Here is a 20,935-nt window from a genome sequence, read left to right as displayed (position 1 = left end):
CGGGCAGACCTGATTCGCCGCCTTGGCGCATGTCCGGGCCGTCCACGCCGATGCCATGGGTATGCGGGGTTCGACGCGAGCGGCGCCCGACGAGCGGCGCCGGATGCTCAACGCGCTGGTGATCACCGTCGTGCTGGTGATCGGCGGCGGGCTGTCGGCGATGGCCGCGGCGCTCGTGCAGCAGAGCGAGAGGCGCTTCGCCGGGCAGACGATGGACCGGTACACCGACGACGCCGTGGCCGCGGTCGTCGACGAGGTCGGCGCCTACCAGCACACGCTGGCCGACCTGTCCACCGCGCTCGGTGCCATCGCCGAGCCGACCGCGTCCGACTTCGCCGCGCTCACCTCCGGCCTCAACCGGCAGCGGCTCCCGGCCGCGGCCGGGGTCGCGTTCGTGGTGCCGTCCACCGCGGACGGGACCGCCGCGCTGCAGGCGCAGTGGCGCGGGCGGGGCGAGAGCGCGCTGACCCTCGCCCCGGCGACCCCGGCGGTCGGCGGCGAGCACGCGTACGTCGTGCTGGAGCGCACGTTCGACGGGCAGACCGGCATCCTCGGCTGGGATCTGAGCCAGGCCGCGGAGCCGGCCGAGGCGATGCGCATCGCCCGCGACTCGGCCGCGTTCGCGGTTTCGCGCGGCTACGTCCTGCTGCGCGACCGCAATCTGCCCGAGGCGAGCCGGCAGCGCTCGGTGATGCTGGTGCAGCCGGTCTTCGGCCTCGGCGACGGCGGCTGGGACCCCCGGGCGTTCCGGGGCTGGCTGGTGCTCGCGGTGCGCGGCACCGACTTCATGACCGACACCCTGCGGTCCGAGGCGCACGGGGCCGTGCAGCTCACGCTCACCGAGCAGGACGGCACCGTCCGGCGCGTGATCGCCACCGTCGCGGCGGGCACGCCCCAGCCGGACAGCCGCGAGCTCGACCGCGACCGGGTCCTCGAGGTCGGGCAGCGCACCTGGCAGCTCTCGGTCACCCCGACCGACCGGCTGCTGCCGGCCACGGACCGGCGGATGACCGCGCTGACGCTCGCGGGCGGGCTCGTGGTCACCGGGCTGGTGGCCGTGCTCTTCGGCACCCTCATCGGCGCCCGGGACCGGGCCGTGGGCCAGGTCGCCGCCGCGACTCTGGCCCTGCGCGAGGACATCGCCCGCCGCGAGGAGACCGAGGCCCAGCTGCGCGCCCGCGAGGCCGAGCTGCGCCACCTCGCGCTGCACGACCCGCTCACGGGGCTGGCCAACCGCACGCTGTTCTGCGAGCGGGTCGAGCACGCCTTCGACACCCACCAGCGCACCGGGCAGGCCTTCGGCGTGCTCTTCGTCGACCTCGACGGCTTCAAGCCCGTCAACGACCGCCTCGGGCACAACGCCGGCGACGCCGTGCTGCGCCAGGTCGCCGAGCGCCTGCGCCGCGCCATCCGCTCCGCCGACACCGTCGCCCGCCTCGGCGGCGACGAGTTCGCGATCCTGGTCGAGCAGCTCGCCGCCCCGGCCGACGTGTCGATCGCCGCCGACCGGGTCATCGCCGCCGTCGGGCAGCCGCTCGACCCGGTCGACGGGGTCCCGGCCGAGGCCGCCGAGCTGTCCGTGTCGGCCAGCGTCGGCGTGGCGCTCAGCGGGGACGCGGTAGGCGTGGACGACATCCTGCGCCGGGCGGATGCCGCGATGTACGCGGCGAAGACCGGCGGAAAAGGACGGTACGTGATCGATCGCGCTTAGGCCCTGTCCTGGGCGTGGCGCCGCCCGGCGAGGCGCGCGGCCCCGCCGAGCAGCATCAGCAGCAGGCCCACCAGGGCCAGCGACCCGATCGGGGCGCCGGTCGTGGGCAGCGTGCCCGAGCCGGTGCCGGACGACGTCGTGCCCGTGGACCCGGTGCCGTGCCGGACCGGCCTCGGCGGCCGCGACGACGTCCTCGACCTCGGACGCCGAGCGCACGTCGGCGCCGATGCCGTCGTGTTCGGCGGGCTTCCCGACGCCCTCCGCGTCGCGGTCGAGCGCCGCCACCCGCGTGCCGCCGGCCGCGAACGCCCGGGTGACGGCCCGGCCGATCCCCTGGGCGGCGCCGGTCACCAGCGCGATCCCGTCCATGGTGCTCCGTCCTAGACCGGCGTCGCGGCGAGCGACTGCTCCCGCGAGCGCTCCTGTTCCGTGACGTCGACGTGGCTCATGGCCCAGCGCAGGATCGGCGGGCCCATCACCGACGTGACGACGGCGATGAGGACGACGACCGTGTACGTGGCGATGCTCAGCACCCCGAGCCGCAGGCCGGTGGTGGCCACGACGACCTCGACGATCCCCCGCGAGTTCATGCCGGCCCCGAGGGCGATCGCCTCCCAGTGCGACAACCGGCTGGCCCGGGCCCCGGCGTACGCGCCCACGAACTTGCCGATGATCGCGATGAGCAGCAGCGCGATGCCGGCCAGGAGCACCCTCGGGTCGGCCAGGGCCCGCATGTCGATGCGCAGCCCGGCGGTGGCCAGGAAGACCGGCGCCAGCACCGCGAGCACGATCGTGCGCAGCGGCGCGAGGTCGGTCCACAGCGGCCGGCCCGGGTCGGCGCCGAGCTCACCCGGGCGCTCCCGGGTCTGCCCGATGAGGATGCCGGCGATGAAGGCGCCGAAGAGGGCCTCCATGCCCATCGACTGGGTCGCGGCCGCGCCGAGCAGGACCAGGATGACGGCCGCGGTGGCCCGGACCCCGCCCTCGCTCGAGCGCGCGGCGTGGCGCATCACCCACCGCACCAGCGGGCGGCCGATCAGCAGGGCGGCGGCGAGGAAGCCCAGCAGGTACAGCACCGACAGCGCCACCGAGCCGGCGTGCACCCCGGTGGTGGCCGCGGCCGCGACGACCGAGAGCAGGAACCAGCCGATGGCGTCGTCGACCGAGCCGGCGGCGAGGGTCAGCTGCCCGATGTCGCGGTGCAGCAGGCCCATGTCGGCCAGGGTCTTGGCGATGACCGGGATGGCCGTCACGCACATGGCCACGCCGAGGAACAGCGCGAACACCCACCGGTCGGTCCTGCCGGTGAGCAGCGCCGCCGGGACCAGGAACCCGGCGCCGATGCCGAGCACCAGGGGCAGCAGCAGGCCGGAGAGGCTGACCCGCACGCCGGTGACGCCCCGGCTGCGGATCATCGCGACGTCGAGCTGGGCGCCGGTGACCCCGACGAGCAGCAGCACGCCGATCTGGCCGACGGCGTCGACGAGGTGCAGCTGGTCGGCGTCGTCGGGGAACAGCCACCGCAGCGCGCCGGGCGCCCAGTTGCCGAGCAGCGACGGGCCGAGGATCACGCCGGTCAGCAGCTCCCCCACGAGGGCGGGCAGCTTGCACCGCACCGCCACGCGGCCGAGCGCGAGGGCGACCAGCAGCAACAGCGAGATCTGCAGCAGGAAGATCAGCAGGACGTGTGGTGCGAGGCTGGGCAGTGGGTTACTCACCGTCATCCCCTTCGTGGTGGTCGAGGTTCACCACCCCACACTTCCAATAACCATCGATATCTGTCCATGCTTTGGGCGGTACCGGGCTGCGCACATGGCGGCGGATCGGCTTGAGGCCGCCCGCCTCGCCGGCGACCCGGACGTAGCCGTCGCCGGCCGGGAGCGCCATGCCGCTCAGCTCGGCCGCGAGGGTCTCGCCGCGCTCGCGGTGCAGCCGGCGCACGTCGGCGTCGGCGCGGGTGGTGAGCGGCTGCTCCTCGGCGGCGTTCGCGACCTCGATGCGGGCGATGGCCCGCGCGGCCTCGGGCAGCCGCTCCAGCCGGGCGGCGAGCGCGGGCCGGGCGGTCTCGTCGGCGCCACCCGCCGCCCCGGCCGCGCCCGCGCCGCGCCTGGCTGTCGATGGCGCTCGCCCAGGGCACCGAGATCCTGCTGCTGGACGAGCCGGCGACCTACCTGGACCTGTCCCACCAGATTGACGTGCTCGACCTGATGGCGCGGCTGCACGACCTGAACCTGGCCGCCCGCTACGCCGATCACGTGGTGGCGATGCGCGACGGCGCGATCGTGGCCATGCCGCTCGCGGTCCCGCCGCCCAGGATCGCTGCCTAGAGTTGCGGTGTGAATCTCAGCGCGCGACTGCACGCGGCCGGGGACGTCCGGCTGGCCGAGGAGCCCGTGCCCGTGCCCGGCGCGGGCGAGAGCCTCGTCGAGGTGACCGCGGTCGGGCTGTGCGGGTCGGATCTGCACTGGTACGCCGAGGGCGGCATCGGCGACGCCCGCATCGCGCACCCGATCGTCGGCGGGCACGAGATGGCCGGGGTGGTGCGCGGCGGGGCGCTGGACGGCGTGCGGGTCGCGATCGACCCGGCGATCCCGTGCCACCGCTGCGACCTGTGCCGGGCCGGGCACCCGAACCTCTGCCGCGACATCGTCTTCGCCGGGCACGGGCGGCGCGACGGGGGGCTGCAGCGATACCTGGCGTGGCCGACCGACCGCCTGCACCCCCTGCCCGATGCCCTCACCGACGCCGACGGCGCGATGCTGGAGCCGCTGGGCGTCGCCGTCCACGCGGTGGACCTGGGCCACGTGCCCCTCGGCGCCGACGTCGCGGTGCTCGGCTGCGGCCCGATCGGGCTGCTGCTGATCCAGGTCGCCCGGGCCGCCGGCGCCGCCCGGGTGCTCGCCACCGACCCGCTCCCCCACCGCCGCATGGCCGCCGTCGCCTACGGCGCGGACGTCGTGCTCGACCCCGCCGACGGAAGTCTCCCCGATGCCCTCGCGGACTTCACGGACGGCCGCGGCGCCGGCGTCGCCTTCGAGATCGCCGGCACCGACGAGGCCATCGAGGCCGCCGTCACCGTGGTGCGCCCCGGCGGCCGGGTCGTGCTCGGCGGCATCCCGAGCACCGACACGTCGGCGTTCCCGGCGGCGGCCGCCCGGCGCAAGGGCCTCACGTTCGCGATGGTGCGGCGGATGCGGGAGGTGTACCCGCGGGCACTCGCCCTCGTCACCGGGGGCCGGGCGGACGTCCGGTCCCTGGTGAGCCACCGCTACCCGCTGACCTCGGTGGCCGAGGCGTTCGCCGTCGCCAACGCCCGCAAGGGCCTGAAGGTCCTCATCGAGCCGGCCGGACCCTGACCCGCCCGGGCGCCGGGCGAGGGCCCGGAGCCCGTTCGCGCGTCCCGGCCCCGGCGGCGGCGATCCGCCGGCGTCAGGGTGTGTGGGCGGCGATCGCGTCGGCCAGGCTGCGGTCCGGCGGGGACTGCACGGCCGGGGCGCGCAGACGCGCGGCGTCCCAGGCCGCCTTCCACGCCGCGCCGACGTCGCGGGCGCGGTTCTTCCAGATCGTGAGCTGCCGGCAGCCGTCGCACCCCGACGGCACGCCCCAGGCGTCGACGCCGACGCGGCGGCAGAGGGTGACGGCACCGTACAGGTGGATGTCCTGGCTCACCAGCAGCGCCTTGGTCACGCCGTAGACGTCGTGCGCGCGGCGGCAGGTGTCGTAGGTGTCCAGGCCGTAGGGGTCGACGACGACGCGGGACCGCTCGACGCCGTGCCGGGCGAGGTAGTCGCCCATCACCCGGACCTCGTTGCCCGAGCCGCCGTGCGCGTCGCCGGAGATGAGCAGCGCCTTCGCCTTGCCGGCGGCGATGAGCTCGGCGGCCTTGTCGAGCCGGTTGCGCAGGAAGGTCATCGGGTCCTGCCCGCCGGGGGCGACCTGGGCCCCGAAGACGATCGCGACGTCGGCGGCGGGCGCCTGCGCGACGGCGACGAGGCGCCCGGAGGACGCCGCGTGGACCCACACCGTCGGGACCATCACCACCGCGACGAGCAGCACCGCGACAGCGCCGAGGCGCAGCAGCGTCCGGCGGCGGCGACGCGGCGGCCGGGGCGGCTCCGGCTCGTCCGGCGCCGCCGTCGCGTCAATCCCGGTGTCCGCGTTCGTCATGCGCGCAGCATGCCACGGCGGGGCAAGCGCAACGGCCGGGAACCGCCTGGAACGGCCCGCGCTGCCCGGTCTGCGTCCAGGCGGCCGGCGCCGCCCTCCACGACAGCCGCCGCCCCGTGCGCGGGCCCGCCGACGCCCTGCCGGAGCCCGGAACCGGGCGGTGTCGGGTTTCGGCGGCGGTGGCGACTTGCCCGGAATTGAGCGGGTCAAGCTCGGCTACCGTGCCGCCCATGCAGCGACCCCTGACGATGAGTCTGGCCGTGGGTCTGGGTGTGCTCGCCGTCCTCGGCACGGCCCCGGCCACCCCCGCCGCCGCGGCGTTTCCGGGCGCCAACGGCCGCCTCGCCTTCCAGCGCTTCGACGCCGCCGGCACCGCGCTCGGCGACATCTACACGGTCACCGCGTCCGGCAAGGGCGAGACCGACCTCACCGGCACCCCGGCGGTCGAGGACCGCGACCCCGCCTGGTCCGCCGACGGCACGCGCATCGCGCTGCGCCGCTACGGGGCCGGCCCCGACGAGCTGTGGGTGATGAACGCCGACGGCAGCGGCCTGACCGTCGTGCCCGGCAGCGGCACCGCGTCCGCCCCGGCCTGGTCCCCGGGCGGCGGCACGCTCGTCTACGAGTGCTGGTCCGGCGGCCGGACCGACATCTGCTCGATCGCCCCCGACGGCACCGGCCTCACCCACCTGACCAGCACCGCCGGCGTCGACGAGCACACCCCGGTGTGGTCGCCCAACGGCCTGAAGATCGCCTTCGTCCGCGACGGCGCCGCGGGCGGCAGCAACCTGCTGACGCTCAGCGTGAAGACGCTGGGCACGACGGTGGTCACCACGGCGGTGGCCGGGACCTACGACTCCGGCCCCGACTGGTCCCCCGACGGCACCCAGCTCGCCTTCGGCCGGTTCGTCGCCGGCAGCGGCTACGGCACCGGGATCTACCGCGTCCCGGCCGCGGGCGGCCGCGCGACGCTGGTGACCCGGCCCCTGGCGGGCAGCGACTCGCACCACACGATGCCGGCCTGGTCCCCCGACGGCACGCGGATCGCGTACTGCGACCTGGACGACGACGAGGCCTGGGGGCACATCTTCACGATCAAACCCGACGGCACCGGCAACACCCAGGTCACCTTCGGCCCGCAAACCGACGAGGCGCCCGACTGGCGGCCCGTCTGATCACCAGCGGTTCTCGTGGCGGACCTGGTGCAGCGGGGAGCGGCGGCGCCACCCGTGCCGCTCCAGGTCCGGCACCTCCCGCAGCCGGCTCACCGGCCCGAGGCACAGCCACGCCACGGGCCGCACGCCGGCCGGGATGCCGAGCAGGTCGCGCAGGAAGTCCTCGCGGTAGAACGACACCCAGCCGACGCCGAGGTCCTCGGCCGTGGCCGCGAGCCACAGGTTCTGGATGGCGAGGCACACCGAGTAGAGGCCGGCGTCGGCGATCGCGTGGCGGCCCAGCACCGCGGGGCCGCCGCGCTCGGCGTCGTAGGTGACCACGACCGACAGCGTCGACTCCAGCACCCCGTCGATCTTGATGCGGGCGAACCGGGCGGCCGCCTCGGCGTCGAGGGTCGCGGCGAACACCTCGCGCTCGTGCGACACGTGCGCGTGGAAGGCCTCGCGCGGGGCCCGGTCGCGCACGACGACGAAGTCCCACGGCTGGGACAGCCCGACGCTGGGGGCGGCGTGCGCGGCGCCGAGGATCCGGTCGAGAGTGGCGTCGGGCACCGGGGCGCCCGTGAACTCGCCGCGCACGTCGCGGCGGCGGTTGATGATGTCGTACAGCTCGTGCGTCATGGCAGGCTCCCGCTGCGCTCGCGCCCCGGGCGGGCCGGGGCCGTCAGTCGCGAGGCCGGTCTTCGGACTCCCGGATCGTCGCCTCACCGCCCGCCTTCCCAGCCCGTGCGGGCCAGTGGCTACGCGTGCGCGTGTGGGCGGCGGCTCCCCGGTCACCGCGGCGGGCCCGTGCCGGATTCGCACCGGCTTCCCAGATTCTCCCCACTGTCGCCGGCGGGGCACCTCGCTTCAGTACTTGCCGTCGCGAAGGGTACCGCACCCCCGACTTTCGTCGGGGGTGGCCGCGGCGCTTCGCCAGATCCGCCCGGCCGCGGCGCTGCCTAGCGTCAGGTGGCATGAACCGCAGACTGCTCGCCCTCGTGGCCGCCGCCGCCGTGCTGTGGCCCGCCGCACCGGCCCAGGCCGGGCCGGCCACGCCGAAAGCCCCGATACCCGTCGACACCTATCTGCGCCAGGCCCTCGACGGGACCGGGCTGCCCGGGCTCTCCGCCGTCGTGACGCACGGGGACGAGGTCGTGCACGCGGCCGGCTACGGCCACGACTCGACGGGCGCGCCGGTCACCGCGCGCACGCCGATGCGGGTCGCCTCGGTGAGCAAGTCGTTCACGGCGATGGCGGTCATGACGCTCGTGGACGCCGGGAAGGTGGCGCTGGACGAGCCCGTCGCCGAGCAGCTGCCCGAGTTCCGGATGGCCGACCCGCGCGCGGCCCGCGTCACGGTGCGCCAGCTGCTCGACCAGACGTCCGGCCTCGCCGACGGCGGCGTCGGCATCCCCGCGGCCGAGGCCACCGGCAGCCCCGCCGAATACGTGGCGGCGCTGCGGTCCGGGCACCTCGCCGCCGAGCCCGGCACCGCGTGGGCCTACTGCAACGCCAACTACGAGATCGCGGCCCGGCTCGTGGAGGTCGCCGGGGGCGCGGGCTTCGGGCAGTACGTCCGGATGCACGTCTTCGAACCGCTCGGGATGACCGGCAGCTCCGTCGGGGGCGCGGCGGCGGACGGCCACATCTCGCTCTTCGGCGCCTGGGTGGCGCGGCCGGAGCTGCGCGCGTTCGGGGCGCGCGGCGGCGCGGGCGGGGTCGTCACCGACGCCGACGACATGGGCCGGTGGCTCATCACCCAGACCGGCCACGGCCCGCAGCTCGTGCGGCCGGAGAGCCTCGCGGCCATGCACGCGCCGTCGAAGGTGCGCGACTACGCGATGGGCTGGGGCCCGTCCGACGTGGACGGCAGCCGACTGCTCGTGCACGCGGGGAACCTGTTCACCTACACGGCCGTCGAGGCGATCGATCCCGCCACCGGCTACGGGTACGCGGTGATGACGAACAGCGCGGGCCTCTACGACGACACGTACGAGGTGCTGCGCGGCCTGGTCGCCCTGACCCGCGGCGCCGAGCCGCCGCCGGCGGGCGGGCAGCGGCAGCTGATCGAGCTCGTGCTGGGCCTGGTCGCGCTGGCCTCGGTGGGACTGGCCGTGCTGGGCGTGCTGCGCCCCTCCCGCCGCCGGTGGCGCCTGATCCCGCCGGTGCTCCCGGCGCTGGTGTTCGTGTCGTACCCGCAGTGGGTCTCGATCCTCATGAACGGCCGGACGGTCACGTGGGCGCAGGTGACGTACTTCGCCGCCCCGCTGACCGTCACCCTCGCCGTCGCGGCGTTGTCCGGCCTTGTCGTCGCGGCGGCCCACCTGCGCTCGATAGCCTCGGCCAGGTGAGCAAGTACCTCGTGTTCGCGGCGGTCGCCGGCATCTGTGTCGCCAGCGGCCTCTCCCTCGACCACGTCCCGGCCTGGCGTCAGCTGCTCTTCCCGGTGCTGAGCGCCGCCGCCTACCTGCAGGGCCGGCACCTGCCCGCGCGGCACGACTGGGCGGTGCCCGCGCTCGCCGCACTGCCCGGCGTCGTGCTGCTGGTGCCGGAGACCGCGCGCGGTGCCGGGGCGCTCATGTGCCTGGCCCTGTTCGTGGTGCTGCCCTGGCTCGCCGGCCGCTTCCGCCGCCAGCAGGCCGACCTGGTGCTGGCCGGCCGCGAGCGGATCGCGCAGCTGGAGCTGATCGCGCTGCGGGAACGCGCGCGCATCGCGGCGGACATGCACGACTCGCTCGGGCACGAGCTGGCGCTGATCGCCCTGCGGGCCGGCGCGCTGGAGCTGGCCCCGGACCTGTCCCAGCCGCACCGGGAGGCGGCCGCGGCCCTGCGCGCGTCGGCCGTGACCGCCACGGACCGCCTGCGCGAGACGATCGGCATCCTGCGCGAGTCGGCCCCGGCCGACCCCGCCGGCGAGCGCGTCGAGGCGCTCGTGCAGCGGGCGCGCGAGGCCGGCATGGTCATTGCCCTGCGCGTCGGCGCTGGGCCGCGGCCGCCGACGGTCGAGCGGGCCGTCCACCGGGTCGTGCAGGAGGCGCTCACCAACGCGGCCCGCCACGCCCCCGGCTCCGCGGTGGCGGTGGACATCGAGCACCGCGGAGATGCGATCGTCGTCGTCGTGCGCAACGAGCTGGGGGACAACGGGCCGGCAGACAACGAGCCGGGGGACACGGTGGCCGTACCGTCCGGGGACGGCAGCGGCCTGTCCGGCCTGCGCGAACGCCTGCGCCTGCTCGGCGGCTCCCTGCGATCCGGCCCGGGCGACGGCGGGTTCACGGTCACGGCCCGCATCCCGGTGGCCCGCCCGTGATCCGGGTCGTGCTCGCCGACGACGAGGCCATGATCCGCGCCGGGATTCGGGCGATCCTCGCCACCGACCCGGGCATCGAGGTCGTCGCCGAGGCCGCCGACGGCCGCGAGGCGGTCGAGCTCGTGCGCGCCCACCGACCGGACCTGGTGCTGCTCGACATCCGCATGCCGCGCCTCGACGGCCTGTCCGCCGCGGCCGAGCTGCGGGCGGCCGCGCCGGACGTCGCGGTGGTGCTGCTGACGACGTTCGACGAGGACGAGTACGTGGCCCGGGCCCTGGCCGAGGGCGCCGCCGGCTTCCTGCTCAAGGCGGCCGACCCGCGCGAGCTGATCCTCGGCGTGCGCGCGGTCGCCGGTGGCGCCGCCTACCTGTCGCCCCGCATCGCCCGGAAGGTCATCACCCGCCTCGGCGGCGGCCGCCTCGCCCGTGCGGAGGCCGCCCGGCGACGCCTGGACCGGCTGACCCCGCGCGAGCGCGACGTCCTCGGCGGCGTCGGCCGGGGCCTGTCCAACCAGGAGATCGCCGCCGACCTGCACCTCTCCGAGGGCACGGTGAAGGCCCACGTGAGCGCGATCCTGCTGCGGCTGGGCCTGAACAACCGCGTGCAGGCCGCCATCCTGGCCTGCGAGGCCGACGGCTGAGCCGGCGATCCCACGTTCGTCCGGTTCGCGGCCGGACGGGGCACGCGGCCGCGCCGGCCGCTCTAGTCTCGGGTGATGACGCAGACGACGCACACGCTCGCCCTGCCGGGGGCCGACCTGGTCTACGACGTCGCCGGGACGCTGCCGCCGGCGGACGGCCGGCCCCTGCTGTTCATGGTCGGCCAGCCCATGACCGCGGACGGGTTCCGCGCGCTGGCCGAGCACTTCCCGGACCGCACCGTCGTCACCTACGACCCGCGCGGCCTCGGCCGCAGCGTGCGCACCGACGGCGGGACCACCGACACGCCGCAGGAGCAGGCCGCCGACCTGCACCGCCTCGCCGAGGCGCTCGGCGCCGGCCCGGTCGACGTCTTCGCCAGCAGCGGCGGGGCGGTGACGGCGCTCGAGTGGGTGGCCACGCACCCGGGCGACGTCGCCACGCTGGTCGCGCACGAGCCGCCGATCAACGCGGTGCTCCCCGACGCCGCCGGCGCGGACCGGGCCCGGGCCCGCTTCAACGCCGCCTACGAGGCCAACGGCTCCGGCGCGGGCATGGCCGCCTTCATCGCCATGACGTCCTGGAAGGGCGAGTTCACCGAGGACTACTTCGCCCAGCCCGACCCCGATCCGGCGATGTTCGGGCTGCCCGCCGCGGACGACGGGCGCCGCGACGACCCGCTGCTGTCGAGGCGCGCGTGGGCGATCACCGACTACCGCCCGGACGCGGCCGCGCTGACCGCGGCCCCGACGCGCATCGTGGTCGGCGTCGGCGAGGAGTCGGCGCAGACGTACACGGCGCGCACGGCCGAGGGGGTGGCCGCCCTGCTGGGCCAGGAGGTCACGGTGTTCCCGAGCCACCACGGCGGCTTCGTCGGGGGCGACTCCGGCTACGCGGGCAAGCCGGCGGAGTTCGCCGCGACACTGCGCGAGATCCTCGGCTAGGCTCCGGCGCCGCGGCGGCCGCACGGCGGGCTACAGCAGGCCGGCGAGCTTGTAGAGCACGAGCGAGCCGGCCACGGCGACGTTCAGGCTCAGGCCGGTGCCGATCATGGGAATCTCGACGGCGCCGTCGAGGAGGTCCAGGGCCTCGGGCGGGATGCCCGTCGACTCGTGGCCGAGGACCATCACCGTGCGCCGGCGCGCGGCGGGCAGGTCGGCCAGGCGCACGGCCTCGTCGGCGAGCTCCACGCCCAGGACCCGCGCGCCCGCCGCGCGCTGCGCGGCCAGCCAGCGCAACGGGTCGCCGATGCGGTGCACGCAGGCGGGGCGGCGCAGCGTGTTGCCGCGGGCCAGGGCCTCGTCGATCCACGGCAGCCGCGGCACGACGAGGCAGGCCCCGACGGCGTCGCAGGTGCGCAGGAGCGTGCCGAGGTTGACGCCGTGCATGGGCCACAGCGGCGCGGCGAGGAGATGCCCCCAGCAGCGGTGCGAGCGGGGACGGCGGGCGGAACGCACCTCGGAGCGGGTGCGGACGCGGATGGCGGTAGCCATGGGGGGGACGTGCTTCGCGGCGCACGCGGGCCATCGACGGCGGAAGGGCCGCACCGAGCATAGCGCTCCGGGCGCGGTCCGTCACCGGTGCGCCGCCGCGGCCGGGGATGGCCGCCCGCGTCACCGGCGCAGCGCCGCCGCCGGGGATGACCGGCCCGGCGAGGCGCCCGCGCATCCCGCGCTCGCGTCGCGGAGGATGGCCTCGTGAACCCGCTCGTGCTCGACGTCGCGGCGCTGCAGGCCGCCTACTGCCGCGGCGTCGACGATCGCGACCCCGGCCTGCTGCGCTCCATCGTCGCCGACGACGTGGAGTTCGTCGGCGCCGACGGGGTGTCGCACACGGGCGCCGAGGCGTTCGTGGCGGTGTTCACCCGCTACTGGGCGGCCAACCCCGGCCCCGTCATGCACTTCGTGTCCAACGTGGAGGTGCTCGGCGACGGCGACCCGTTCCCGGTGCGGGCGCTGTTCCACGCGATGTCGCGGCCCGCGCCGGACCGGACCGTGCAGACCTGGGGCCGCTACGACGACCTGGTGCGGCGGACCCCGGCCGGGCTCCTGTTCGCGGCCAAGCGGCTCTCGGGAGTGCACCGCGGCTGAGGTTCCGCCCGGCCCGGTCAGCACCTGGCCGGTCTCAGGCCCGACGCCGGGGCAGGCGCCGGTGTTCGCGTCTACCGTCGCAGCTGCGCCAGCCCCGCATCGATCATCGTGCCGGTGCGGGGGAAGTCGTACAGCATGCCGCGGTACTGCTCCAGCGGGATCGCCAGGCTCGCGGCCGGCACCCCACGGCTGGCCAGCACCTCCCCCGTCCAGGCGAGGAACCCGGTGAACAGCTCGGGGTCGTCGACGTAGACGGCCGCGGCGAGGAAGTCGACGATGTGCGCCAGGTCGGCCATGGTGGCGTCGAGCTGGGCCTCGGAGTAGTCGCGCATCGGCGGGAACCGGCGCCGCAGCTCGGCCGCCGCCTGGTCCACGAGGTCGCCGCGGCGCTTGAGCAGCGAGGTGTGCTCGTCGTCGGCAAGGTGGGCGACGGCGCCCGCGGACTCGGTGCGCAGCGCGGCCGGGTCGTCCAGCAGGTCCGCGGCCCCGGTGGCGTCGGCGGCCCAGTGCGCGCCGATCGCCCGCGCCCAGCGGCCGTCCGGGCCGAAGCCGCGCCCACCGACGATGAGCGGCACCTCGGCGCGCCGGCAGGCCTGCACCGCCCGGCGCGCGGCCGGGAGCCGCGGCGCCAGCGCGCAGCTGAGCGCGACGGCGTCGACGTCCTGCTGGTGCAGGTAGGAGACCAGGTGCGCCACCGGCACGCTGGCCCCGAGGAACGTCACCTGCCAGCCGCGCAGCCGCAGCACCTCGGCGACGATCCGGGCCGGCAGCGCGTGCCACTCCCCGTCGAGGCAGGCGACGACGACCCGGCCCTTGCCCGTCGCGCGGGCGCCGTGGCCCAGCACGGCCACGACGCGCTCGCTGATGTGCGTGGCCGCGTGCTCCTGGGCGACGCTCCACTCGTTGCGCTGCCACCACTCGCCGACCTGCCGCTGGGCGGGCGCGACGAGCTCGAGCAGCACCCGCTCGGCGTCGGTGCCGGCGTCCACCATCCCGCGGGCCACCGCGACGGCGCCCTCCTCGTCGGCCTCGGCGAGGCAGGCGAGGTAGTCGTCGTAGGCCGTCACGACACGGTCACCGTCGCGGATCGGTGCACGGTCGCGGATTGGTGCACGGAGTGCAGGTGGCGCGGGGACGTCCGGACGGGCTCGGCCCGCACGGCCAGCACCGCGATGTCGTCGTGCTCGCGGCCGCCCAGCCAGTCCATCGCGAGCTGCTCGACGCGCTCGGCCAGGGCCGGCGCCGGCATGGTGGCGCAGCCCGCGAGCGCGGTGGTGAGGCGGCGCAGCCCGTACATCTCCGCGCCCCGGTGCCCGCCCCGCGCCTCGGTCACGCCGTCGGTGAACAGCAGGCAGGTCTCGCCGGGCGCGAGGTGCAGGGTGTGCCGGCCGAAGACCGGCTCGTCGATGACGCCGACGAGCATCCCGCGCAGCGCGACCGTCTCGACGGTGCCGTCGGCGCGCAGCACGAGCGGGGGCAGGTGGCCGCCGCCGGCCAGGGTGAGCCGGATCCCGCCGGACGGGCGGGGCTGGGCGGTGCCGAGGACCATCGTGGCGAACCGGCCGTCGGAGAGGCCCTCGAGCAGCATGTCGTTGAGCACGTGCAGGAGCCGCTGCGGATCGTCCTCGACGCGGCGCAGCGCGCGGAGGCTGTGCCGGACCTGGCCGGTCAGCACGGCCGCGTCGACGCCCTTGCCGGACACGTCACCGAGGAAGAACATGGCCCCGCCGGCGATCGGGTGCGCGCCGTAGAAGTCGCCGCCGATGTGCATCGTGGAGCGGGCCGGGCGGTAGGCGGTCCCCCAGGTCAGCCCGGTGACCGGGGCCGGCGGCTCCGGCAGCAGGCTCTCCTGCAGCGTCGCGGCGACCCGGGACTGGGCCGCGTAGAGCTGCGCGGCCTCCAGCGCGGCGCCGATGCGGGCCGCGAAGTCCTCCAGCAGGGTCACGTCGGCGATCTCGGTGACCACGAGCGCGGCGGCCGGGCCGCCCGCGGCGAGGATCGGCACGACCCAGGCGGCCGGCGTCGCCTCGCTGCCGAGGAACGGGGTGCCGCCCGGCCACAGGAACGGCTGCGCGACCGGGTTGCCGTCGAGCGTGTCCCGCACGGCGGCCGGCAGCGAGGCCAGGGCCACCTGGTCCTGGCGCACGGGCGCCGAGCCGGCCGCGTGCCAGCAGCGGGCGCGGCCGCGGCGGGTGGGCAGCACCAGCAGCGCGGCCCCGGCGAGCGAGGACACCGCCAGCTCGACGGTGGCGCGGCAGACCCGGTCGGCGTTGAGCATGCCGCCGACGCGCCGCGCTGTGGCGGCCAGGAAGGCCGCGTGGTCGTCCGCTCGCTCGGATGTCTGGTGCAAATACCACGCCACCTGCCCGGCGCCGAGCTCGACCCTGCGGCCGTTCAGCCCGTCGGGCATCGGTCCACCGACCGTCACCGCGGGTAGCCGGCGAGCCGCCGCGGGGTTGCGGTAGAGCACGGTCCCGGCGTCGTCACACAGCAGGACGCCCTCGTCGAGGTGGTCGAGGAGCTGGACCAGAGCGGGCGCGGCCGTGTCGGGCGCACCTATCGGTGCGTTCATGGGTTGTCCAATCCGTGGCCGTCGCGTTCCCTGCGAGCCTACGCTTCTGGGCTTAGGCTGGCACGGCGGCGACCCTTTCGGTGCACAGGAGGCCTTCGCGATGACGATCAGCGACGAGCGGGACACGGCGACGCTGGAGATCACGGTGTCCGGCTCGACCGGCGAGTCCGTGCTGGTCACCGTCGAGGGCGAGCTGGACTACGACACCGCGAACGACCTGCGCGCGGCCCTGCTCGACGCGCTGCGGCGCGATCCCGTGGGGATCACCCTCGACCTGGCCGGACTGCGTTTCCTGGACAGCAGCGGCCTGGGCGTCATCGTGAGCGGCTGGCAACGCGCCCGCGCCGCCGGCATCCACTACGTGGTTCGCCGCACACCGAGCGTGATCGCCGAACAGTTCGAGATGACCGGCTTGTCGCAGGTCCTCACGTTCGGCGAGGACAACGCGGCGGAAAGCGACGAATCGAGCGCCGCCTGACGCCCGCCCCGCAATCGCACTCGCGCGGCGCCGCGTCGGCGACGCGTTCAGTGACCACACGGCACGGCTCGACGCCGCCGCCCGGCGGGCGCCCCTCGCCGCGGAGGCGTCCGAGCGGCCCGGGGTTCGACCCGGAGACGGGAGACGGCCCGGCGCGGGCGGGGTGAGATCGAACGGCCGCACGCAGCGGCGGACGGCAGCGTTCCCTGCCGTCCGCCGCTGGGCTCAGGCCCAGTCCTGGGTGGTGCTAGTTGGTGACCGTGATCCGCACCGAGTCGAAGCTCGGGATCTCGTTCGCCTTCTGCATCATCGGGATGCGGTGCGAGCCGTCGCCGGCCCAGGAGGCGCACTGGGCGGTCCCCGTCGTCGGCATCCCGGTGATGTTGATGGTCACGACGTCGGGCTGGGCGCCGCCGCCGCGGTCCTCCGTCGCGACGAAGAACGCCGGGGCGACGGTCGGGTCCGGGGCGCTGCGCGTGCTGGCGAGCATGCGGCACGCGGTGTGGAAGTGGCCGCGGGTCAGGCCGTCGGGCGTGAGGAACGCGCTCTCGAGGTAGTAGCCGCCCGCCGCCGCGCCGAGGAAGCGGTCGCGGACCAGGTTGCGGGTGCTGACCTGGATCGTGAACGCCTGGCCGACCCGCACCCGCTGCGGGGCGCGGGTGATGAGCAGCGTCGGGTTCTTGTCCTGGCTGCTGACCTCGCCGAACGCGGTGCTCACGCAGCGCGGGGCGTCCTGGAAGCCGGTGTGCGCCGCGAGGCGGCTCTGGCTGCAGTCGTTGCCCAGCGTCTCCAGCGTGGTGCCGGTGCTGCTGCCGGCGGAGGGAACGGCGGTCGCGCCGCCGCCGCCCTGGGTGGGCGGCGGGGTCGGGCAGTTCGGGTTGACGCGGCGCCACTGCGGCCGGCCGTTCACCTGGCCGTCGCCGATGTGGTTGGTCACCTGGCGGCCGTTCTGGTTGCCGCCGCTCACGTCGCCCGCGGTCTGGTCGGGCTTGGGGACGCTGCCGGCGGCCGGGTCGGCGCCCTCCTCGGCGGCGGCCGCGGAGCTCGCGGACGGCTTCGGGGCGGCCTTCGAGGTGCCGCCGGCGGCGCCGGTCGCGGGGCCCTTGGCGGTGGCGGTCGGGCACGCCTTGGACGCGTTGTTGTTCTGGTTCGGCCGGCGGGTGGCCGCCTCGGAGATCTGGGTGACCGTGAGGCCCGCCACGAACGCGAGCACCGCGGCGATGACGGTGACCGCTCGCTTGCCGCGGGCGTTCGGGGCCCGCTGCTCGTCGTCGGCCGGGCGCTCCGGATCGTCGCCGTAAAAGCTCCTGCGCTGCATGACGGAACCTCTCTCAAATCTTTGTCCGGCGTGAGCCAACGTAGATTTCGTGATTGACCGTCGTCAACCATCGAAGCATAAACTAAGTCGGGCTAAAGAAGTTCCAAAGCTCCCACATCCGGGCAGGCAGAGGCCCGTATCAAAACCCGTTTTGATGCGGCCGATCAGCTGGCGGAGACCATTTCCTTCGGTTCTTCCTCCGGCACTGGAACGGGTTTCCGCCGATGTTGCAGCACCACGCTGACGACGCAGATCACGCCGATTCCGAGCAGCGCGACCAGGCTCCACAACAGATATGACGGGCCGCCGGAATCCGCCTGCGCCACCGGCTGCGGCTGGGGCTCGGCCTCGCCGTGGGCGGCCGCGTGCGCGTTACCCTCGCCGGGCTTCAGCGTGAGCGCCGGGACCGTGAGGTTCGCCTGGGTGCCGTCGGAGTTGGTGAGCACGACCGCGAACGCGAGCCGGTCCACGGCCGGCAGCGGGCCGATCGAGAGGTACAACTCGGTCGTCTTCCCGGGCGGGAGCGCCCGGTCGGGCATCGCGATCCACGTGATCGCGGTGGTGACCTCGGTGATCCGGTAGCCGTGCAGCGACGCGAGGGGCTTGTCGACCTTCTCGTTCGTCATGGCGGGGGCCCAGTCGTCGACCGACAGCGGGTACACCTCGGCGATCGGGTTGTCCGCCGGCAGCCGCACGTCGATCGCCGTCACCGAGGCCGTCCGGCTCTCGTTCGTGATCCGCAGCGTCAGGTCGGCGCCGTCGCCCTGCACGGCCTCGGTCGGCGTGACGACCACGTCGGCCGCGGCGGGGGCCGCGATCCCGGCGAGGGCCAGGACACCGGCTCCGGCGATGACGGCGCGGACGGCCCACCGTTGCTTGTGCTCCACACCGGGTTGTTCGCAGACGGGAGCCGGAGGGTTCAATCCGTTCCCAAGATATTTTCAGCTTCCCGGTTTCCTGGCATCGACGCGGCTCAGGACGGTGCCGACCATCCGCCGCCAGTCGGTGGTGAACTCGGGCCCGGTGGTGTGCTCCCCCACCCAGTACACCGCGTAGCTCGCGACGACGATCGCATTGCCCCGCCCGACGACGGCCACCGCGACGTCGGCCGATCCCGGATAGGCGGCCTCGTACGTCTTGTGCCGCACGGTCACGAAGCCCTTCCACTCGCCGGAGACCAGCGGCTCGATCGTGCTCGTCTCGCTGTAGCCGGCCTCACTGCTGCCGTCGCGCGGCCCGGCGCTGCGCGAGGCGCTCGGCGGGCAGGCGTCCATCGTGTCCTGCAGCGACGCGAACGCCGCCTCCATCGCGCCCGCGTCCTTGTAGACCAGGCCCAGCTGGTCGAACGCCTGCGCGCCCTTGTCGCCCTCGTCGGCCATCGACGCGGCGACCGAGCCGGTGGGCGAGCCGGGCACCGGCGGCCGCTTCGCGACCCCGGCACACAGCGGCGTGATGCTCGTCGTGGGCGGCGCCGACTCGGCCGGCCGCTTCCACGTCGGCCCGATGTCGCCGGGCTCGAGCACGCCGGCCTGCAGCATCGCGGTCGTGTAGGTGGCGCCCCGCGGGCCGGGCTCCTCGCCCGTGCACCCCGCGAGCGCCATCGTCGCCGCGACGCTACCGGCCGTCACCATGCACAGCGCTCTCCTGGCCATCGACACGCCGCCCATCCTGACAGACCGTGCACGGACGGGAGTAGGCCCGGACCCACCCCGGCCGCAAGGATCAGCGCCGCAGGTCGTGGCGGCGGTGCGTGACCTTCTCGACCAGCCCCGGCGGCAGCAGCCGGCGCAGCGGGAACACCAGCGGCGCGTTGCTGCCGACCGCGTAGTGCGCCTTCGGCCGCGCCGCCTCGATCGCCTTCACGATCGTCGCGGCCACCGGTCCGGCCGCGATCCCGGCCTGCTCGTTGCGGTCCAGCGCGGCCAGCATGCGCTCGAACTCCGCGCGGTGCGGCGAGGCGTCGGAGACGTACTTGGTGCGCCGCTGGCTGATCCCGGTGCTGATCGCCCCCGGCTCGACGGTCGTCAGCCACACGCCGAACGGCGAGTACTCGTGCCGCGCCCCGTCGCTGAAGCCCTTGAGCGCCGCCTTCGAGGCGACATACGACGATCGGTACGCCAGCGGAAACGACGCCAGCATCGAGCCGACCATCACCACGCGCCCGTACCGGCGCCGCATCATCCCCGGCAGGAGCAGCTGCGCGAGCCGGACCGGCCCGAGCACGTTGACCTGGAACAGCCGCCGCAGCGCGTCCATCGGCAGCTCGTCGAACGGCCCGGACTGGCTCTCCCCGGCGTTGTTGACGAGCACGTCCACCGGACCGGCGGCGGCCGCGAGCGCCTCGATGGAGGCGTCGTCCTCGAGGTCGAGCGCCCGGAACTCGAACCCGTCCGCGCGCAGCCCCTCGGGCCTGCGGCTGGTGCCCAGCACCCGATACCCCCGCGCGGCCAGCGCCGCCGCGGTCGCCTTCCCGATCCCGGACGACGCCCCGGTGACGAGCGCGATGCGATCCATCGCAGCACCATACCGTCGCCGGGCGCCACCGCGTGCGGCTAGCATGCGCAGCGTGATTCTGGCGCTGCTGCTCGACCTGGCCAACATCGCCGGGGGCTTTCTGCTCGCCATCGGACTCATCCGCCGCCTCCCCCGCGTCGGCGCCGAGCTCGGGCGGTTCGCGGACCGCGCCGCGCCGCAGGGCTGGATCGTGGGGATCGTCGCGCTCGCCCTGGGCACGGCCTATCTGCTCATGCACCTGCTCGCCGGGCCGCGCGTGTTCCACTTCGAGATCGTCGGCATCGGGGTCGGGCTGGCCCTGCTGTGGGACCGCATCACGGGCCGCCGCGCGCCGGAGCCCGCCCCCGCCTCCGACGGGCCGACGGGCCGGGCGCTGCTGCTGGCCGTCTTCGGCGTCGTCGCCATCATCGTCGGGCTCCAGGGGCTGTTCACCCCGGACTAGGCCCGCGTTCCCGCGCGGCGGCGTAGGCGGCGTCGAGGCGCTCCAGCGGCCCCGGGCCGGGGCGCGGCTTCGGCGGGGCCCCCAGGTGGCGCTCCCGCAGCTCGTCCATGAGCTCCTCGACGAACGCCGGGCCCTCGTCGCGCATGAGCTGCTGGCGGGTGCGCAGCTCGTCGCTGCCCGCGCGCCAGTCGAGGCCCCAGTTGCCCAGGGCGTAGATGACCGGCAGCGTCTGGATGCCCGCCTCGGTGAGGCTGTAGCGGGCGCGCTGCCCTCGCGCCGCGGTGCCGCGGGTGAGGATCCCGGCCTCGACCAGCCGCACGAGCCGGTCGGCGAGGATGTTCGAGGCGATGCCCTCGATCGATCCGGTGAGCAGCGCCCGGAAGTAGCGGCGGTCGCCGAAGATCACGTCGCGCAGCACGAGCAGCGACCAGCGGTCCCCGAGCACCTCGACGGCGGCGTTGATCGGACACCCGGACCGTGGTTCCACGACTCCTCCTTGACAGGCACCTCGCCCCCAATATAGTGGTTGCATATCGC

At 75.2% G+C, this 20,935-nt stretch carries 22 protein-coding genes, 2 pseudogenes and 1 riboswitch; of the genes and pseudogenes, 11 read left to right on the top strand and 13 right to left on the bottom strand.

Going from position 1 to position 20,935, the window contains the following annotated elements; all coding sequences use genetic code 11:
• The first annotated feature begins 55 nt into the window (after positions 1–55).
• The gene (locus tag ACQP2P_RS13845; protein WP_433616152.1) at positions 56–1,711 is read left to right on the top strand and encodes a diguanylate cyclase domain-containing protein; all 1,656 of its coding nucleotides are present in this window, start codon (positions 56–58) and stop codon (positions 1,709–1,711) included.
• A gap of 228 nt (positions 1,712–1,939) precedes the next feature.
• Here ACQP2P_RS13845 and ACQP2P_RS13840 read toward each other — a convergent pair.
• The 3 genes and pseudogenes from ACQP2P_RS13840 to ACQP2P_RS13830 all read right to left on the bottom strand — a co-directional run.
• Positions 1,940–2,080 (bottom strand): annotated as a pseudogene (locus ACQP2P_RS13840) (SDR family NAD(P)-dependent oxidoreductase); the annotation flags it as partial.
• Between the two features lie 11 nt (positions 2,081–2,091).
• Positions 2,092–3,435: a cation:proton antiporter gene (locus ACQP2P_RS13835; protein WP_433616150.1), complete on the bottom strand. Its 1,344-nt coding sequence runs from the start codon at positions 3,433–3,435 to the stop codon at positions 2,092–2,094.
• Positions 3,422–3,739 (bottom strand): siderophore-interacting protein, encoded by a 318-nt coding sequence (locus ACQP2P_RS13830; protein WP_433619134.1) that lies wholly within the window; start codon positions 3,737–3,739, stop codon positions 3,422–3,424. The genes ACQP2P_RS13835 and ACQP2P_RS13830 overlap by 14 nt, the downstream gene beginning before the upstream one ends.
• Positions 3,740–3,810: 71 nt before the next feature.
• On the opposite strand from ACQP2P_RS13830, the pseudogene ACQP2P_RS13825 reads away from it, so the two are divergent.
• Both ACQP2P_RS13825 and ACQP2P_RS13820 read left to right on the top strand, forming a co-directional pair.
• Positions 3,811–3,999, top strand: a pseudogene (locus ACQP2P_RS13825) (ABC transporter ATP-binding protein); the annotation flags it as partial.
• A 48-nt stretch (positions 4,000–4,047) separates the two neighbouring features.
• The gene (locus tag ACQP2P_RS13820; protein ID WP_433616148.1) at positions 4,048–5,067 is read left to right on the top strand and encodes a zinc-dependent alcohol dehydrogenase; all 1,020 of its coding nucleotides are present in this window, start codon (positions 4,048–4,050) and stop codon (positions 5,065–5,067) included.
• A 73-nt stretch (positions 5,068–5,140) separates the two neighbouring features.
• Here the strand turns inward: ACQP2P_RS13820 and ACQP2P_RS13815 are convergent, their stop codons facing one another.
• Positions 5,141–5,878, bottom strand: coding sequence for a SanA/YdcF family protein (locus ACQP2P_RS13815; RefSeq protein ID WP_433616146.1), 738 nt, complete (start codon positions 5,876–5,878; stop codon positions 5,141–5,143).
• Positions 5,879–6,108: 230 nt separating this feature from the next.
• Between ACQP2P_RS13815 and ACQP2P_RS13810 the strand changes: the two genes are divergently transcribed.
• Positions 6,109–7,053 (top strand): TolB family protein, encoded by a 945-nt coding sequence (locus tag ACQP2P_RS13810; RefSeq protein ID WP_433616144.1) that lies wholly within the window; start codon positions 6,109–6,111, stop codon positions 7,051–7,053.
• Here the strand turns inward: ACQP2P_RS13810 and bluB are convergent, their stop codons facing one another.
• Positions 7,054–7,674: a 5,6-dimethylbenzimidazole synthase gene (bluB, locus tag ACQP2P_RS13805; protein ID WP_433616143.1), complete on the bottom strand. Its 621-nt coding sequence runs from the start codon at positions 7,672–7,674 to the stop codon at positions 7,054–7,056.
• Between the two features lie 36 nt (positions 7,675–7,710).
• A riboswitch (cobalamin riboswitch) is annotated at positions 7,711–7,915 on the bottom strand.
• A 94-nt stretch (positions 7,916–8,009) separates the two neighbouring features.
• On the opposite strand from bluB, the gene ACQP2P_RS13800 reads away from it, so the two are divergent.
• From ACQP2P_RS13800 to ACQP2P_RS13785, 4 genes are all read left to right on the top strand, one after another.
• Positions 8,010–9,386 carry a serine hydrolase domain-containing protein gene (locus ACQP2P_RS13800; RefSeq protein ID WP_433616141.1) on the top strand — a complete coding sequence of 459 codons (1,377 nt, stop codon included), beginning with the start codon at positions 8,010–8,012 and terminating at the stop codon, positions 9,384–9,386.
• Positions 9,383–10,345: a sensor histidine kinase gene (locus ACQP2P_RS13795; RefSeq protein ID WP_433616139.1), complete on the top strand. Its 963-nt coding sequence runs from the start codon at positions 9,383–9,385 to the stop codon at positions 10,343–10,345. The genes ACQP2P_RS13800 and ACQP2P_RS13795 overlap by 4 nt, the downstream gene beginning before the upstream one ends.
• Positions 10,342–10,986 carry a response regulator gene (locus tag ACQP2P_RS13790; RefSeq protein ID WP_433616137.1) on the top strand — a complete coding sequence of 215 codons (645 nt, stop codon included), beginning with the start codon at positions 10,342–10,344 and terminating at the stop codon, positions 10,984–10,986. Before ACQP2P_RS13795 ends, ACQP2P_RS13790 begins: the two co-directional genes overlap by 4 nt.
• A 75-nt stretch (positions 10,987–11,061) precedes the next feature.
• Positions 11,062–11,928, top strand: a complete 867-nt coding sequence (locus tag ACQP2P_RS13785) for an alpha/beta fold hydrolase (protein ID WP_433616135.1) — start codon at positions 11,062–11,064, stop codon at positions 11,926–11,928.
• 30 nt (positions 11,929–11,958) lie between these two features.
• On the opposite strand, the gene ACQP2P_RS13780 is transcribed toward ACQP2P_RS13785, so the two are convergent.
• Complete coding sequence (locus tag ACQP2P_RS13780; RefSeq protein WP_433616133.1) at positions 11,959–12,477, bottom strand: TrmH family RNA methyltransferase; 519 nt, start codon at positions 12,475–12,477, stop codon at positions 11,959–11,961.
• Between the two features lie 204 nt (positions 12,478–12,681).
• Here ACQP2P_RS13780 and ACQP2P_RS13775 point away from each other — a divergent pair, with 204 nt between their 5' ends.
• A complete protein-coding gene (locus ACQP2P_RS13775; RefSeq protein ID WP_433616131.1) occupies positions 12,682–13,074 on the top strand; it encodes a nuclear transport factor 2 family protein in 393 nt (130 codons plus the stop codon).
• A 71-nt stretch (positions 13,075–13,145) separates the two neighbouring features.
• Here ACQP2P_RS13775 and ACQP2P_RS13770 read toward each other — a convergent pair whose 3' ends face one another.
• Both ACQP2P_RS13770 and ACQP2P_RS13765 read right to left on the bottom strand, forming a co-directional pair.
• Entirely contained in the window at positions 13,146–14,141 is a 996-nt protein-coding gene (locus ACQP2P_RS13770) for a cobalamin B12-binding domain-containing protein (RefSeq protein ID WP_433616129.1), read from the bottom strand.
• Positions 14,138–15,646 carry a SpoIIE family protein phosphatase gene (locus ACQP2P_RS13765; protein WP_433616127.1) on the bottom strand — a complete coding sequence of 503 codons (1,509 nt, stop codon included), beginning with the start codon at positions 15,644–15,646 and terminating at the stop codon, positions 14,138–14,140. The genes ACQP2P_RS13770 and ACQP2P_RS13765 overlap by 4 nt, the downstream gene beginning before the upstream one ends.
• A 100-nt stretch (positions 15,647–15,746) precedes the next feature.
• Here ACQP2P_RS13765 and ACQP2P_RS13760 point away from each other — a divergent pair, with 100 nt between their 5' ends.
• Positions 15,747–16,124 (top strand): STAS domain-containing protein, encoded by a 378-nt coding sequence (locus ACQP2P_RS13760; RefSeq protein ID WP_433616126.1) that lies wholly within the window; start codon positions 15,747–15,749, stop codon positions 16,122–16,124.
• A 247-nt stretch (positions 16,125–16,371) separates the two neighbouring features.
• Here ACQP2P_RS13760 and ACQP2P_RS13755 read toward each other — a convergent pair whose 3' ends face one another.
• From ACQP2P_RS13755 to ACQP2P_RS13740, 4 genes are all read right to left on the bottom strand, one after another.
• Positions 16,372–17,442 carry a Pecanex-like protein 1 gene (locus ACQP2P_RS13755; RefSeq protein ID WP_433616124.1) on the bottom strand — a complete coding sequence of 357 codons (1,071 nt, stop codon included), beginning with the start codon at positions 17,440–17,442 and terminating at the stop codon, positions 16,372–16,374.
• 164 nt (positions 17,443–17,606) lie between these two features.
• Positions 17,607–18,329 (bottom strand): DUF1775 domain-containing protein, encoded by a 723-nt coding sequence (locus tag ACQP2P_RS13750; protein ID WP_433616122.1) that lies wholly within the window; start codon positions 18,327–18,329, stop codon positions 17,607–17,609.
• A gap of 54 nt (positions 18,330–18,383) precedes the next feature.
• A complete protein-coding gene (locus tag ACQP2P_RS13745; RefSeq protein WP_433616121.1) occupies positions 18,384–19,073 on the bottom strand; it encodes a hypothetical protein in 690 nt (229 codons plus the stop codon).
• 91 nt (positions 19,074–19,164) lie between these two features.
• The gene (locus ACQP2P_RS13740) at positions 19,165–19,956 is read right to left on the bottom strand and encodes an SDR family oxidoreductase (protein ID WP_433616119.1); all 792 of its coding nucleotides are present in this window, start codon (positions 19,954–19,956) and stop codon (positions 19,165–19,167) included.
• Positions 19,957–19,999: 43 nt separating this feature from the next.
• Here ACQP2P_RS13740 and ACQP2P_RS13735 point away from each other — a divergent pair, with 43 nt between their 5' ends.
• Positions 20,000–20,398 carry a hypothetical protein gene (locus ACQP2P_RS13735; protein ID WP_433616117.1) on the top strand — a complete coding sequence of 133 codons (399 nt, stop codon included), beginning with the start codon at positions 20,000–20,002 and terminating at the stop codon, positions 20,396–20,398.
• Here ACQP2P_RS13735 and ACQP2P_RS13730 read toward each other — a convergent pair.
• Positions 20,385–20,885, bottom strand: coding sequence for a winged helix-turn-helix transcriptional regulator (locus tag ACQP2P_RS13730; RefSeq protein ID WP_433616115.1), 501 nt, complete (start codon positions 20,883–20,885; stop codon positions 20,385–20,387). The genes ACQP2P_RS13735 and ACQP2P_RS13730 overlap by 14 nt on opposite strands.
• Between the last annotated feature and the right edge of the window lie 50 nt (positions 20,886–20,935).

The organism is Dactylosporangium sp. CA-139114 (assembly GCF_050955725.1).
In the GTDB taxonomy this organism is placed as follows: Bacteria; Actinomycetota; Actinomycetes; order Mycobacteriales; family Micromonosporaceae; genus Dactylosporangium.
This window is presented reverse-complemented; position numbering and strand designations above follow the sequence as displayed.

What these genes read in the sequence shown, in the direction of transcription:
- ACQP2P_RS13845 (WP_433616152.1), top strand. Translation starts at nt 56, where the DNA reads ATGGGTATGCGGGGTTCGACGCGAGCGGCGCCCGACGAGCGGCGCCGG.
- ACQP2P_RS13835 (WP_433616150.1), bottom strand. Translation starts at nt 3,435, where the DNA reads ATGACGGTGAGTAACCCACTGCCCAGCCTCGCACCACACGTCCTGCTG.
- ACQP2P_RS13815 (WP_433616146.1), bottom strand. Translation starts at nt 5,878, where the DNA reads ATGACGAACGCGGACACCGGGATTGACGCGACGGCGGCGCCGGACGAG.
- ACQP2P_RS13810 (WP_433616144.1), top strand. Translation starts at nt 6,109, where the DNA reads ATGCAGCGACCCCTGACGATGAGTCTGGCCGTGGGTCTGGGTGTGCTC.
- bluB (WP_433616143.1), bottom strand. Translation starts at nt 7,674, where the DNA reads ATGACGCACGAGCTGTACGACATCATCAACCGCCGCCGCGACGTGCGC.
- ACQP2P_RS13800 (WP_433616141.1), top strand. Translation starts at nt 8,010, where the DNA reads ATGAACCGCAGACTGCTCGCCCTCGTGGCCGCCGCCGCCGTGCTGTGG.
- ACQP2P_RS13785 (WP_433616135.1), top strand. Translation starts at nt 11,062, where the DNA reads ATGACGCAGACGACGCACACGCTCGCCCTGCCGGGGGCCGACCTGGTC.
- ACQP2P_RS13780 (WP_433616133.1), bottom strand. Translation starts at nt 12,477, where the DNA reads ATGGCTACCGCCATCCGCGTCCGCACCCGCTCCGAGGTGCGTTCCGCC.
- ACQP2P_RS13765 (WP_433616127.1), bottom strand. Translation starts at nt 15,646, where the DNA reads ATGAACGCACCGATAGGTGCGCCCGACACGGCCGCGCCCGCTCTGGTC.
- ACQP2P_RS13760 (WP_433616126.1), top strand. Translation starts at nt 15,747, where the DNA reads ATGACGATCAGCGACGAGCGGGACACGGCGACGCTGGAGATCACGGTG.
- ACQP2P_RS13755 (WP_433616124.1), bottom strand. Translation starts at nt 17,442, where the DNA reads ATGCAGCGCAGGAGCTTTTACGGCGACGATCCGGAGCGCCCGGCCGAC.
- ACQP2P_RS13745 (WP_433616121.1), bottom strand. Translation starts at nt 19,073, where the DNA reads ATGGTGACGGCCGGTAGCGTCGCGGCGACGATGGCGCTCGCGGGGTGC.
- ACQP2P_RS13740 (WP_433616119.1), bottom strand. Translation starts at nt 19,956, where the DNA reads ATGGATCGCATCGCGCTCGTCACCGGGGCGTCGTCCGGGATCGGGAAG.
- ACQP2P_RS13735 (WP_433616117.1), top strand. Translation starts at nt 20,000, where the DNA reads ATGCGCAGCGTGATTCTGGCGCTGCTGCTCGACCTGGCCAACATCGCC.